The organism is Pseudoalteromonas sp. SR43-2 (assembly GCF_014163885.1).
In the GTDB taxonomy this organism is placed as follows: domain Bacteria; phylum Pseudomonadota; class Gammaproteobacteria; order Enterobacterales; family Alteromonadaceae; genus Pseudoalteromonas; species Pseudoalteromonas distincta.
Genome location: NZ_JACJED010000029.1, coordinates 1 through 13126, shown reverse-complemented (window position 1 = coordinate 13126; position 13126 = coordinate 1). Strand labels below are relative to the sequence as shown.

Sequence of the window (13126 nt, the reverse complement as noted above, 5' to 3'; positions counted from 1 at the left end):
TACACCTTTGAAATATTAAGTTACTTAAAACTAATAAACCCCCTTCTCAGCATTTACCTAATGGTGCTACCATACAGAGCTATAAGCATTCAAAATAAAGTACTATGGCTATTAATGTTTTATTGGTTGAAGACGATGAACTACTCGTTAAACGCATCCAAAATCACTTTGCAGATACCGAATTTACAATAGAGGTAGACCCCACTGGCGCTGATGCACTTAACATTGTAAGGCAGCGGGTAAACCTGCGCGGTGCTATATCATTAGCCATAATTGACATTGTCTTACCAAAGCGCGACGGGCTTCAGCTCGCAAAAGAATTAAACACACTGACCGATATTGGCGTTATTGTATTATCGAGTCGTGACTCCCAAGCCGATCGTATTGCTGGCCTTGCACAAGGTGCTGATGACTATATTTGTAAGCCCGTCGATTTACTTGAGTTAGAGCTTCGCATGCGCGCGCTCTATAAGCGTGTTGCCGTTAACCTAGAAGACGACGAAAGCGAAGAGTTTATAGAATATGCTGACTTTAAGCTTCATCCTGATAACCGCACATTAATTACTGCTGCGGGCGTTGAGTCACGCTTAACTGAAGCCGAACATAAAGTGCTTATTTGCTTAATTAGTAATGCAGGTAAAGCCACATCCCGTGAAAAAATATCAGAAGAAATAGGCCAGCCCGATTGGAGTCCAAACGATCGTACTGTTGATGTGCTTATTGGTCGTTTACGTAAAAAATTAAATGACGAAAAAGACCAAAAACGCATCGTTACCGTACGCGGTAAAGGCTATATGCTTTCTATTTAATACTTAGTTAATTGCGCAATAAGGCGCTCAAATGCGCGGTAATTAAGTGCTTCTTTAAGCTCATTTAAACTAATGTTTTCAGCGCCTTTTAAATCACTAATTGTACGCGCCACCTTAATTACTCTATGATAAGAGCGTGGCGATAAAGATAACTTCTCGCTTGCTCTAGCTAAAAATTGCAACTCTGCAGGCGCAAGTTCACAGTGCACACTCATTTCTTTATTATTAAGTCTCGCATTAACCTTACCTTGGCGTTTTAGCTGCACATAATAAGCAGCCTCAACTCTTGCTCTAACCTCAGCACTGGTTTCCTCTGGTTTGGTACTTTGTAGCTCAACACTCGTTAAACGAGGTAGTTCTATTTGCAAATCAATACGGTCAATAAAAGGCCCCGACACGCGTGATAAATAACGCATAACTTGGTCAGGAGTTGCCCGCTTATCAGTATGGCTCCCCGTTGGGCTTGGGTTTAATGCTGTAATAAGCTGAAACTGCGCTGGGAACTCCATTTGCCTAGCTGCACGTGAAATAGTTACTGTGCCGGTCTCCATTGGTTCACGCAGTGAATCAAGCACCTTACGCTCAAACTCTGGCAACTCATCTAAGAAGAGCACACCGTTGTGTGCCAGCGAAATTTCACCAGGCTTGGGATTTGAAGAGCCCCCCACCAAAGCAACAGCTGAGCACGTATGATGCGGGTTACGAAATGGTCGCTGTCGCCAATTAGTTAAATCTATAGATTGCCCAATAATAGAGTAAAGCGCAGCAGTCGAAATAGCTTCATCGTCCGACATAGTAGGCATAATTGTAGCCATTCGCTGGGCCAGCATCGATTTACCAGTGCCAGGAGGGCCTAAAAATAATAAATTATGCCCGCCAGCTGCGGCTATTTCTAATACTCGCTTGGCACCAGGCTGACCTTTCACATCGCTTAAATCGAGTAAAAAATCAGGGGCTTGAGTGCAGTCGGGGTACTCTATATTTAATGGCAAGGGTTGTTGATTAAGTAGGTCGCCCCATACTTCTTGAATAGAGCTTACGGCTTTGCGTTTAACGCCATTAACTAAGCTTGCTAGGCTGTCGTTTGCAAGAGGTAAAAAGCAGCAGCGATCTTGCTCTTTAGCAGCAAGTACCGAAGGTAAAATAGCGTTTACACCACGCACTTCACCATTAAGAGCGAGCTCACCATAAAACTCGTACTTATGAATATCAGGACACACTATTTGCCCAGAGGCGACTAAAATACCCACCGCAATAGCCAGATCAAACCGCCCACCATCTTTTGGTAAGTCGGCTGGGGCTAAATTTACGGTTATTCGTTGATCGGGAAAACCAAATTGTGAGTTTTCGAGTGCGCTACGCACCCTGTCTTTCGACTCTTTAACAGACGCTTCGGGCAGACCTACAATATGAAAAGCAGGTAAACCATTTCCTAGGTGAACTTCTACAATAACTTCAGGGGCATTTATGCCCACTTGAGCACGAGAAAATATACGAGCTAACGACATTCCTTATCCTAGTAAATGGTGTGATTACACCAGTTTAGTCAGGATATTTAAAAACGTGTAATGTGATTTGCCATTTTATAGCGGCTAAACGAAGTAATAAGGTCATTAACATGCCTAATACCATCGCCATTTCGGTTGCTAACGAAAAACTAATGCCAAGCGTATAAACAGTACCACCCGCTATACAGGTAATAGCGTAAAGCTCACCCTTTAATAGCATAGGGATCTCGCGTGCAAGCACATCTCGAATTAGTCCACCAAAGCAGCCTGTAATTACAGCCATAATTACCGCAGTCATATCGGGCATACCAACAAGCTGTGCTTTTTGCGCCCCCATTACTGCAAAAAAAGCTAACCCGAACGCATCCGCTGTTTGTAAAATATAATGAGGTATCGGCTTTTGTTTATTTATAAGGCGTGTTGTAACAAATACTGAAGCGAGTATGGCAAAAAAGTAACTTTGATCGTGTAACCAAAACACAGGAACATCTAAAATTAGATCTCGCACTGTACCACCACCAATAGCAGTTACTGTCGCTAAAACTACGACCCCAAAGCCATCCATTTTTTTCTCATACGCTAGCAAAGTGCCCGATACAGCAAACACCGCAATGCCTATTAAATCAAACCAGTGGTAAAGTTCAGTCATATTTGTAACAACCTAAAAATATTTGTGCCGTTTTAACACAAACCAAACAAGGTTTTAAGTAATAACGCTTTATTTTAAGAAGTTTATAACATTTTTAAAGTGTACCTCAGGGGGCGGGAGCTTGCGCTTATGAGAAGTGAATGCCTCATGCAGTGAAGATGATCTCACCACACTCATCAAATTTTAGACATAAAAAAACACGCTTTAAGCGTGTCATTTCATTCTTATTTATTTCAGTGGTTGCGGGAGCCGGATTTGAACCGACGACCTTCGGGTTATGAGCCCGACGAGCTACCAGACTGCTCCATCCCGCGCCTGAAATTTGTAGACTTATTTAAAGTTGCTTACATTACAACTTGGCTTCCAATTAAAGAATTGGTTGCGGGAGCCGGATTTGAACCGACGACCTTCGGGTTATGAGCCCGACGAGCTACCAGACTGCTCCATCCCGCGCCTGTATATTTTAAGTCTATCGACTACTTTATTTTATCTCTTAAGTTAGAGTTTACAGTAACCTCAATCCCTAAGGAAATTGGTTGCGGGAGCCGGATTTGAACCGACGACCTTCGGGTTATGAGCCCGACGAGCTACCAGACTGCTCCATCCCGCGCCTGTAATTTCTTTAAAACATTTTCGTAATATTTACGAGCCTGCCTTGAAGAGAGCGCTACTATATAGGAATAAACATTTAATGCAAGACCTAAACTAATTAAAGTTGTTCAACCGAACAAAAAGCAACCAAATTACTACTCTGCGCTCAATCTTTGATGTGGATTAATCATTTTTTGCCATTCCCAGTCTGGATGTCCCATTACTATAAAGTCAGGGTTCTCAGTACTCTCGCGTTGGTTGTACGTTAGCGGGTTAAATTCTGCGTCGGTAATACAACCACCGGCTTCTTCAACAATAACTTGTGAAGCACCTGTATCCCACTCTCCCGTTGGACCAATTCTTAAAAAACAATCTGCTTTGCCCTCTGCAACAGTACAGGCTTTTAAAGAACACGAACCAATAGCAATCGTTGTAAACTGACTATTTAAATACTGACTCACCGCTTCTATTTTTTGGCGGCGGCTCACTGCAAGCGTCAAGCTCTCTGGCGGCGCTACAGATATTTGCTTATCAATTGAGTTTTCACGTTTAAAGGCACCATTTTTAGCTGTAGCAAAATAAGTCACACCTTTTGCAGGCCAATGAATAACGCCAAGTACAGGATGATTATTTTCAATCAATGCAATGTTTACTGCAAAGTCGCCACTTTCTAAAATAAATTCGCCAGTACCATCCATCGGATCGAGCAACCAATAACGCTGCCAGTCCTGTCTGTCGGCGAGTGCAGGTATAGGTGTTTCTTCCGACATAATTGGGATATCGGGCGCTAAGACTTTTAATCCAGCAACCAGTACGTCATTTGCTGCTAAATCAGCTTTGGTAACAGGCGTATTATCTGATTTCTCTTGTTGGCCAATATCGCCTTTTTTATAAATGGCCATAATTGCATCGCCAGCACGCTCAGCTAATTCAATGCACGGTTCGATTAATTTATTCATCGGCAGCTCCAGACGCTAAATACTTATCTAATAATAGCAAAGCTGCAACACTGCGTGCTTCGGTAAAATCTTCTTGGTCTAATAATGACTGCCACTGAGTTAATGGCCACTTAACAACAACTAGCGGCTCTGGTTCGTCGCCAATAAGGGTTTGTGGGTATAATTGCTTAGCAAATAAAATATGCATAGTGGCATTAAAGTAACTCGGCGCCATTGTTACTGTTCTTAATGGTTTAAAATACTCAGCACCAAAGCCAATTTCTTCTTTAAGTTCTCTGTTAGCAGCTTGCTCTGGCGTTTCGCCCGGATCAATTAAGCCTTTAGGAAAACCTAACTGGTAATTGTTTGTGCCCGCACAGTATTCACGTACAAGTAGTAACTCATTATCTGCACTTAACGGAACAATCATCACTGCTCCCCGGCCACCGCCGCGAATTCGCTCATACTGGCGCTCTTCGTTATTAGAAAACTTTAACTCTAAAGACTCCACAGTAAACAGGCGACTTTTAGCAACAACATTGTTACTGAGGATTTGTGGTGGTGTTGGGTGCTTTTTCTGTGTCATTGGCGTTAATTTGCTATCATGGCAGTTAGTTCAATAATAAACCTTATAAGTTGAAATTCCTATGTTAAATTGGTCAAAAATCGATACCGTTTTGCTCGACATGGATGGAACATTACTCGATTTACATTACGACAGTCATTTTTGGCTTAACGTTATCCCTGCGCAACACGCATTAGCTAGAGGCATTAGCCTAGATGCAGCTAAAGCAGATATTTTAAAACGCTATCAAGCTGTGAGCGGTCAAATACAGTGGTATTGTTTAGATTATTGGGAGCAGCAATTAAGCTTGCCTATAATGGAACTTAAACGAGAGTCTCAGCATTTAATTAAAATGCGCGAAGACGTACCTCATTTTTTAACCGAGCTTAAAAAAGCAGGCAAAGAGTTAATTTTACTTACCAACGCCCACCCTGAGAGTGTCATGCTGAAATTTGAGCATACAGCGATTGATAACTACCTAGATGGTGTAGTGTCTACTCATGAATATGGAGTAAGTAAAGAGCAGCAAAGTTTGTGGCACCAAGTACAAAAAGACTTAGGGTTTAATAAGCAGCGCACTTTGTTTGTAGATGACAGTGTGCCGGTATTAAATGCCGCACGAGAATACGGCATCGAGCACTTACTTGCAGTTGCTAACCCTGATAGCCAACAACCACATAACGAAATAGCCGATTACCTGAGTGTTACCGACTATCGTAAGATTATTTAACTCAGTTTACGTGGGCTAGATTTTTGGGTAACGCGCTTCAAGGCCTTGGTACACTAACTTTGCAAAATCTGCATGTTCTGTATCAAGGCTTTTAACTACTTCAACTAAATGCTCGTTATCTTCTTGCCCGTTCCACTCTTTAATATAGCTACCGTCTTTGTAGCCATGATCTTGGCGGAAAAAGTTTAACGTGTTTTTACCTACGTAGCCGCGATATAAATCATCAATATCCATACCCATTTGCGCCATACAGCCGGCAAAGGCAGCGGCATTAAACGTTTTATCTGCAACAGCGGAAGCCGCTAATATTTCTAGCGTTTGTTTAAAGTCATCCGCTTGTTGAGCATTACTAAGCTCAGTTTCAAGTTGCTTTGCTAAGTCTTCGTAGCTAGTTTTGCCGTCAATTCTAAGCGATAGACCAAAATGAAAAATATCAACCAACTCTAAAATAACTTGTTCAGTATCTGGTGTTTGTTTTTTCCACCATTTCCAACCATGATGATCCAGCATTTCAGCGCACTCAACCCAAATAGCGCGGTACCATTCGAATCCTTGAGTAAACCATTGCTCATGTACTTTAGTGTTCATGGCGTTTTGCATTTCTAGCATAACTACTAGCTTGTTTAAATTGGCAGACATATTCATTCCTGTCGTTTTTGATTAGTGTAATAGTACAGATAAAGGAAGCTTAACGCATCAGCACTATCTTAATATGTAGTTTACTTTGAGCCGCTAAATTCAGCCCATGAATCAATTAAATCAATGAAATCTTCAAAGCCACAACCACTACTTAAACCATTTTCTTCAAGCGCTAAATCGTCATCTTGATACGCTATTAGGTCTTCACTGTCTTGATGAAGCGCATGGGCTTCAAATAGTGCTTCGTCTTTGGTTAATATTAAATCTATTTCTTGGCCTTTTAGCGTTAACGGCTCATAGCTTGAACTCACCGATGCAATAAGCGCTTGCACCATAGCTACTTTGTCTTTGCCTATTTCTTCGTTTAGCCAGCGACCAATAATGGCGTGTTCACTGCTTATTTTAATACGTAGCCCACTAATAGGGTCGCGAATAAATTGATATTCCATAGGGTTTGCCTGTAAATCTTTAATTACGTAATTATATACGTAAACGCCCGCAAACCACAGGACATATAAAGTAAAATAGCGCCACTAGGGCGCTATTTTACTCAACTTTAAAGCCGTTAACTTCGCGATCTATAACGCGCTGCGTCAATAATCGACCATAAGTAAATAATAGGCACAAGTACAAAACCTACAAGCACATAAATTAGTGCGTAACTTATTATAATAGCGAGTGCAAAAAATATAGCCGCTAAAATACGCCCTTGCACTAACTGCCCTAAACCAGGAAAAAATATATTACATAATGCTGCGATTACGTTACCGCCAGAACCTTGATCTGCCATACTAACCTCTGTATTTATTTGATTTTATAATTATTTACTTACACACTCTATGCCAATTTATTAAAGCTTACAAATCAAATAGTTAAATTACCCTAGATTTAGAGAGTTAGTAAATTTTGCTAACTTTAGGTCAAATTAGCAATTTTTATTGTGCGTTTACGCTTTTTTGTTTGTTCAAAAAAATAGCAAGTTACTCGTTTTTAAGGCTATTTTATAAATAGCTGTTTATAAAAACAGTATTTTATTTAGCCTAACAAAAACACCTGTTATACTGCCCACAATATTGATTAAAAAGGCGTAACGATGGACGTTTCACAATTACTCGATGGCTTAAATGACAAACAACGCGATGCCGTTGCAGCCCCACTACAAAACATGCTGGTATTAGCAGGTGCTGGGTCTGGTAAAACACGAGTGTTAGTTCATCGTATTGCGTGGCTTATGCAAGTTGAGCAAGCATCTGCTTACAGTATTTTTGCCGTAACCTTTACTAATAAAGCGGCTAAAGAAATGCGCAGCCGCGTTGAAGAAACACTAAAAGCCCCTGTAGGTGGTATGTGGATTGGTACGTTCCATGGTTTGTCGCATCGTATTCTACGTGCTCATCACCGTGAAGCTAACTTACCAGAAGCCTTTCAAATTTTAGACTCTGACGATCAACTTAGAATGATCAAGCGCTTATTAAAATCAATGAATATTGATGATAAAAAATGGCCTGCTAAACAATTTGGCTGGTACATTAGCGCCAAAAAAGATGAAGCACTTCGTCCTAAAGATATTCAAGCATACGATATTAACGAGCAAATGATGCTGCGTGTTTACGCCGCCTATCAAGAAGCCTGTGACAGAGCTGGCTTAGTAGATTTTGCCGAAATATTACTACGCAGCTACGAAGTGTTAAAAAATAACCCTACGTTACTACGCCATTACCAGCAACGCTTTGCACATATGCTCGTAGACGAGTTCCAAGATACAAATACCATCCAATATGCATGGTTAAAGTTACTTGCAGGCGATACCAGCAGTATCATGATTGTAGGCGACGATGACCAAAGTATTTACGGTTGGCGCGGTGCTAAAATCGAAAATATTAAACGATTTTTAACTGACTTTAGCGCAGAAACCATTCGTCTTGAACAAAACTACCGTTCAACTGCAACTATTTTGAAAGCGTCTAATGCATTAATTCAAAATAACTCAGAGCGTATGGGTAAAAGCTTATGGACCGACGGTAACGATGGCGAGCCAATTTCTATTTATGCGGCATTTAATGAGTTAGACGAAGCGCGCTTTGTAAGTAGCAAACTACGAAGCTGGTTAAATGCAGGTAATGCCCTACAAGATGCCGCAATTTTATACCGTAGTAACGCGCAATCTCGTGTACTCGAGGAAGCCATGCTACAAGAAGGCTTAAAATACCGTATTTATGGTGGTATGCGATTCTTCGAACGACAAGAAATTAAAGATGCGTTGTCGTACTTACGCCTAGTAGGTAATCGTCAAGACGATGCCGCATTTGAGCGTGTAATTAATACGCCAGCACGCGGTATTGGCGATAAAACATTGAGCCATATACGAGATTGTGCACGAGCAGAATCGTTACCGCTTTGGTATGCCGCAAAAGCAATTGTAGAACAACAGCATTTATCTGGTCGTGCTTCTGGTGCAGTAAGTAAGTTTGTAGAACTAGTAGAACAAATAGAAGATAAAATTAGCGATCTAACTTTGCATGAGCAAGCCAAGTACACAATTCAAACCTCAGGCTTAATGGCAATGTACCAAGCCGAAAAAGGTGAAAAAGGCCGTGCTCGCGTAGAAAACTTAGAAGAGCTAATTAGCGCTTGTGATCAGTATGAGCTGCCTGAAGACGAAGAGTACAGCTCACCTTTACAAGGCTTTTTAGCCCATACGTCACTTGAGTCAGGTGAAGGACAAGCAGAAGAACACGAAGACGCCGTACAAATGATGACGCTTCACTCAGCTAAAGGCTTAGAGTTTCCGCTAGTGTTTATGGTAGGCGTAGAAGAAGGCATGTTCCCTTCTCAGCAAAGCAACGAAGAGTCGGGTCGCTTAGAAGAAGAGCGCCGCCTTTGTTATGTAGGCATGACACGAGCAATGGATAAGTTATACATTAGCCATGCTGAGAGTCGCCGTTTATACGGGCAAGAAAAATACCATAGCCCATCTCGCTTTTTACGCGAAATCCCTGAAGACTGCGTAGAAGAAATCCGTATTAAAACACAGGTTTCTCGCCCGCCTGCCGCTGGGCGTTTTAGCGCACCAGTTAGCCATGCCGCATTTGAAGACAGTGGTTTTAACTTAGGGCAACGAGTTTTACATGCTAAATTTGGTATTGGTACCGTACTTAATTACGAAGGCAGTGGCGCGCAATCTCGCGTACAAGTAAACTTTGACGACCTTGGCAGTAAATGGTTAGTAACGGCCTATGCACGATTACAAGCTGTATAAAGCTCACCTAAATGAGTTAGAACAACAACTAGCTGGCGCATATCATCGTCAGCTAGTGCTAATTACTGGCAGCTCAGTTTGGTGTTATGAATTACTTAACTCATTAATAGATGAAAACAATACACTTGTTGTATCAAAGCAGTGCGCGATCAAAAGTTCGTACTGGCCTACTCGCACTCACCAAATTTTAGGGCAAGAATTTGCTCATGCTGTTTACGATGGTTTTAGTGGTTTACACCCTGATAAACTTGCAGCACTTACCGGCACCGTTAAAGCAGGCGGTATGCTGTTTTTATTACTGCCCGAATTAAATGATTTAGCCTCTTGGCAAGATCCAGCATTAAGTACGGTGCAATCACACGGTCAGAGCATTAACTACAGCATATTTAATCAGCGTTTCGCGACTATTATTAAACCGTTGCCCGCTTTTCACTTTAGTGAAAAAAATGGCTGTATTAGTAATAACGCTAGCTATGTAATGCATAATAAAATTGATTATGAGCCACAGCAAAACTGTATTAAGCAAATAGTAAAAGTAGCTAACGGCCGTGCCAACAGGCCTTTACTCATTAATGCTGATAGAGGTAGAGGTAAGTCGGCAGCACTTGGCTTAGCAGCGGCAAAACTAACTGATAAAAAAGTAATTATTTGCAGCACTCAGTTTAAAGCGACCCATAGCAGCTTTAAACATTTAGCCCAAGAGTTAAGCCTTCAATACAACGCTGAACATAAACAGCTCGCCAACTTGCACTACGTTGCACCTGACGCTTTATTAAACACACTACCTGAGTGCGATTTACTACTCGTTGATGAAGCTGCAGCAATCCCTGTTCCGTTATTACTACAAATGCTAGCTCATTACCCTCGTATAGTATTTGCAAGCACTCTGGTTGGGTATGAGGGCAATGGTAGGGGTTATACCATTCGCTTTAGTAACTATATTAAAGCACACTATAAAGCCTCTAAAGTTGTAACACTTGATGAGCCACTGCGTTTTGCTAAACACGATCCCCTCGAGAAGCACATTCGCACCTTGCTTGCACTCGATGCAGAATATATAGAGTTAAGTAGTGATGAATTAGAGCAGCCAATTCATAGCGAAGTAACTCAGCAATCCCTTGTAAACAATGAGCCTTTACTGCAACAAGTTATTGCCCTACTTGCACTGGCTCACTATCAAAGTAGTGTCAACGACTTACGCCAACTACTAGACGCACCATCGCAAAGACTATTTATTAGCAAAATTAATAATCAATTAGCTGGCGTATGCTTAATCGCCATAGAAGGTGGTTTGAGTGAAGAACTTGCCCTACAAGTTATAAGTGGAGAGCGCCGTCCGCAAGGACATTTAATGGCGCAAGCACTCTCACAACTTAGCTTTAATAATGACTGTTTAACACAACTGAGCGCACGCGTTGTACGAATAGCGATTGATCCGAGTTCCCACAATATAGGACTTGGTAAAAAGTTACTTAGTTATTGCGAGTCGCAGGTAAAAAGCCAATGTAGTTGGCTTGGTGCAAGCTTTGGCGCAACAGCGCAGTTACTTAATTTTTGGCAAAACCTAGGGTTTGATACTGTAAAATTAGGTTATCAACGCGATAAAAGCACCGCTGAACATTCGGCGCTTGTGGTTAAATGCTTCAGTGACAAAAGTACAATTCTTCAACCCCTAAAAAAGCAGTTTAAAAACGATTTCTTTTATGCTCTTTTAACACACTTTAAAACACTAGATTGGCAACTCGTGAATATTATAATTGAAGGATTTAGCGACGAGTTAATAAGCCTAGAGACTCACGAGCGATTAGCGCTGCTCACTAAAAGTAACTTCACTCAATTTAGTATCTCTGCAACTCTTTGGCAGTTACTGAGTCAGTCACCTTCTTATATATCTCAATTAACAGAGTCGGATAAACAACTTTTAATAAAGTTAGTACTTCAAAATGAAAGTAATGAAAAAGTGATTCAACACTTAGGTTTATTAGGAAAAAAACAGCTTGAGAATCAATTTAAACGTGCCATAAAAAACCTCACTAACACCATCTAATAATTTCTAGTTGCCCTATCTCTGTTAAATTTTATCCATCTTTAAGCTATTTATTTAATTTGTTCTATCCTTAAAGCATTAATAGGTAAATTAAGATAAAGGCATGGAATTAATAAACTTTAAAGTAGGCTGCAAAACAATTTCGCTAAAAATACTCGATATTTTATTAACTGAGCGCTTTGACAATAATCTAACAACTTTACCAAACAATAATAAAAGCTTTATTGGTGTTAAAGATTATATGGATACACCAACACCTGTTTTTGATTTAGGTATTATTTTAAATAATATCTCAACCGAACAAAGTAATGCGCATGTACTAAAACAACTAAGAATATGGCAAGACAAACTATTAAACTGGTTTAATACCCTTCAAAGCAACTTATTAAATAGCTCGGCTTCTATTTCAAATAATGACGCCGAACTACAAGATTTTGTGTTATTTTACAAAGAATTCAACACCGACAATGAAGACTTAAAATTAACAATGTCTCGGCTTGACGAGCCTTTCCAATCATTACTAGAGACAGCAAAAGCAGCTATAGCAGCTCATAATCAAAGTGATCATAAACACACATCAGCTCTGCTCGACAAAATTAAGCGCAATAGTCTAATTCAGCTTGAGCGTTTATTTGAATCAGCTAAAGAGCAAATAACCTTAGACTATAAACCTATTATTGTTTTCACCACCAAAGACGGATTAAATCCACATGTTGGTTTATTAGTAGATAAAGTTGAAGATAATATCGACTATAAAAAAGAAGACATAAAGCCACTGGATAAGCTCACTGAGGTTGGTTTTGATCTAGACCCACAAACTAAAAATATGATGCGAGGATTAATCAAGCTCCCCCAAAAACACAGTGTATTAATTGATCCAAGCGTAATATTTAAACCAACTCAAATAGAAGAATCCGAAAGTGAAGAAACCCAAGCTTATGGACTATTTTAAATAGCCTTTAAATTTGGTTATTAACTTTAGTACTGGAATAATGAGCTATTCCGCTCAACTCGTACATTTAGATGAATTGGAGAAGAATCGAGTATGTAATGTCCGTTACTTCCCCATATTTGACTTTTCTGCAGATGTAAAAAAGCCCGACTATTTCTAGTCGGGCTCTCTACGATTTGAAGTCGGTGCGCTACGCAGTAGGATGTCGTAGTGCCCACAGCGGTGGAGAGTCACATAGCAAATGCTACTGGATTGGCCCACTGAGATATTGAGGGATTTTGCTGTGATTTTAACGTCGGGAGTCGCTACGCTCTCCCGCCCTGCGTGATGATGTTGATATGAGTGTGTGTTAATTGCGCACATTTTACTTTTCTTCAGACGTAAAAAACCCGACTATTTCTAGTCGGGCTCTCTACAATTTGAAGCCTTGTGATGTCGT

The 13126-nt window shown here is 40.6% G+C and carries 12 protein-coding genes and 3 tRNA genes; 5 read left to right on the top strand and 10 right to left on the bottom strand.

Translation table 11 applies throughout. The annotated features are described in order from the left end of the window. Positions 1-104 precede the first annotated feature (104 nt). Positions 105-809 (top strand): response regulator transcription factor, encoded by a 705-nt coding sequence (locus H5120_RS18885; protein WP_002957913.1) that lies wholly within the window; start codon positions 105-107, stop codon positions 807-809. On the opposite strand, the gene H5120_RS18880 is transcribed toward H5120_RS18885, so the two are convergent. The 7 genes from H5120_RS18880 to nudE all read right to left on the bottom strand — a co-directional run bounded on the left by H5120_RS18880 (position 806) and on the right by nudE (position 5081). Further along, positions 806-2317, bottom strand: coding sequence for a YifB family Mg chelatase-like AAA ATPase (locus H5120_RS18880; RefSeq protein ID WP_002957914.1), 1512 nt, complete (start codon positions 2315-2317; stop codon positions 806-808). The two genes, H5120_RS18885 and H5120_RS18880, sit on opposite strands and share 4 nt — an antisense overlap. Positions 2318-2351: 34 nt before the next feature. Further along, positions 2352-2966, bottom strand: a complete 615-nt coding sequence (locus H5120_RS18875) for a trimeric intracellular cation channel family protein (RefSeq protein WP_002957915.1) — start codon at positions 2964-2966, stop codon at positions 2352-2354. 237 nt (positions 2967-3203) lie between these two features. Further along, positions 3204-3280: transfer RNA gene (locus H5120_RS18870), tRNA-Met, on the bottom strand. Between the two features lie 62 nt (positions 3281-3342). Then, positions 3343-3419, bottom strand: a tRNA-Met gene (locus H5120_RS18865). A gap of 80 nt (positions 3420-3499) precedes the next feature. After that, positions 3500-3576 (bottom strand) — tRNA-Met (locus tag H5120_RS18860). A 136-nt stretch (positions 3577-3712) separates the two neighbouring features. Then, positions 3713-4516: a 3'(2'),5'-bisphosphate nucleotidase CysQ gene (gene cysQ, locus H5120_RS18855; RefSeq protein WP_166376355.1), complete on the bottom strand. Its 804-nt coding sequence runs from the start codon at positions 4514-4516 to the stop codon at positions 3713-3715. Then, on the bottom strand, positions 4509-5081 hold the full coding sequence (gene nudE / locus H5120_RS18850; RefSeq protein ID WP_154903622.1) for an ADP compounds hydrolase NudE: 573 nt from the start codon (positions 5079-5081) through the stop codon (positions 4509-4511). The genes cysQ and nudE overlap by 8 nt, the downstream gene beginning before the upstream one ends. A 61-nt stretch (positions 5082-5142) precedes the next feature. Between nudE and yrfG the strand changes: the two genes are divergently transcribed. After that, a complete protein-coding gene (gene yrfG, locus H5120_RS18845; protein WP_007378908.1) occupies positions 5143-5790 on the top strand; it encodes a GMP/IMP nucleotidase in 648 nt (215 codons plus the stop codon). 15 nt (positions 5791-5805) lie between these two features. Here yrfG and H5120_RS18840 read toward each other — a convergent pair whose 3' ends face one another. From H5120_RS18840 to H5120_RS18830, 3 genes are all read right to left on the bottom strand, one after another. Further along, a complete protein-coding gene (locus H5120_RS18840) occupies positions 5806-6429 on the bottom strand; it encodes a dUTP diphosphatase (RefSeq protein WP_024596421.1) in 624 nt (207 codons plus the stop codon). A gap of 80 nt (positions 6430-6509) precedes the next feature. Continuing rightward, positions 6510-6878, bottom strand: coding sequence for a YacL family protein (locus H5120_RS18835; protein WP_002963010.1), 369 nt, complete (start codon positions 6876-6878; stop codon positions 6510-6512). Positions 6879-6994: 116 nt separating this feature from the next. Further along, complete coding sequence (locus H5120_RS18830) at positions 6995-7219, bottom strand: hypothetical protein (RefSeq protein ID WP_002963009.1); 225 nt, start codon at positions 7217-7219, stop codon at positions 6995-6997. A 303-nt stretch (positions 7220-7522) separates the two neighbouring features. Here H5120_RS18830 and uvrD point away from each other — a divergent pair, with 303 nt between their 5' ends. The 3 genes from uvrD (at position 7523) to H5120_RS18815 (ending at position 12687) form a co-directional block, all read left to right on the top strand. After that, on the top strand, positions 7523-9688 hold the full coding sequence (gene uvrD, locus H5120_RS18825) for a DNA helicase II (RefSeq protein WP_182675759.1): 2166 nt from the start codon (positions 7523-7525) through the stop codon (positions 9686-9688). Beyond that, complete coding sequence (locus H5120_RS18820) at positions 9666-11735, top strand: GNAT family N-acetyltransferase (protein WP_182675758.1); 2070 nt, start codon at positions 9666-9668, stop codon at positions 11733-11735. Before uvrD ends, H5120_RS18820 begins: the two co-directional genes overlap by 23 nt. 103 nt (positions 11736-11838) lie before the next feature. Next, the gene (locus tag H5120_RS18815; protein ID WP_182675757.1) at positions 11839-12687 is read left to right on the top strand and encodes a chemotaxis protein; all 849 of its coding nucleotides are present in this window, start codon (positions 11839-11841) and stop codon (positions 12685-12687) included. Positions 12688-13126 lie beyond the last annotated feature (439 nt).

Coding starts and splice junctions, on each gene's coding strand:
- H5120_RS18885 (WP_002957913.1), top strand. CDS start 105: ATGGCTATTAATGTTTTATTGGTTGAAGACGATGAACTACTCGTTAAA.
- H5120_RS18880 (WP_002957914.1), bottom strand. CDS start 2,317: ATGTCGTTAGCTCGTATATTTTCTCGTGCTCAAGTGGGCATAAATGCC.
- H5120_RS18875 (WP_002957915.1), bottom strand. CDS start 2,966: ATGACTGAACTTTACCACTGGTTTGATTTAATAGGCATTGCGGTGTTT.
- cysQ (WP_166376355.1), bottom strand. CDS start 4,516: ATGAATAAATTAATCGAACCGTGCATTGAATTAGCTGAGCGTGCTGGC.
- nudE (WP_154903622.1), bottom strand. CDS start 5,081: ATGACACAGAAAAAGCACCCAACACCACCACAAATCCTCAGTAACAAT.
- yrfG (WP_007378908.1), top strand. CDS start 5,143: ATGTTAAATTGGTCAAAAATCGATACCGTTTTGCTCGACATGGATGGA.
- H5120_RS18840 (WP_024596421.1), bottom strand. CDS start 6,429: ATGTCTGCCAATTTAAACAAGCTAGTAGTTATGCTAGAAATGCAAAAC.
- H5120_RS18835 (WP_002963010.1), bottom strand. CDS start 6,878: ATGGAATATCAATTTATTCGCGACCCTATTAGTGGGCTACGTATTAAA.
- H5120_RS18830 (WP_002963009.1), bottom strand. CDS start 7,219: ATGGCAGATCAAGGTTCTGGCGGTAACGTAATCGCAGCATTATGTAAT.
- uvrD (WP_182675759.1), top strand. CDS start 7,523: ATGGACGTTTCACAATTACTCGATGGCTTAAATGACAAACAACGCGAT.
- H5120_RS18820 (WP_182675758.1), top strand. CDS start 9,666: ATGCACGATTACAAGCTGTATAAAGCTCACCTAAATGAGTTAGAACAA.
- H5120_RS18815 (WP_182675757.1), top strand. CDS start 11,839: ATGGAATTAATAAACTTTAAAGTAGGCTGCAAAACAATTTCGCTAAAA.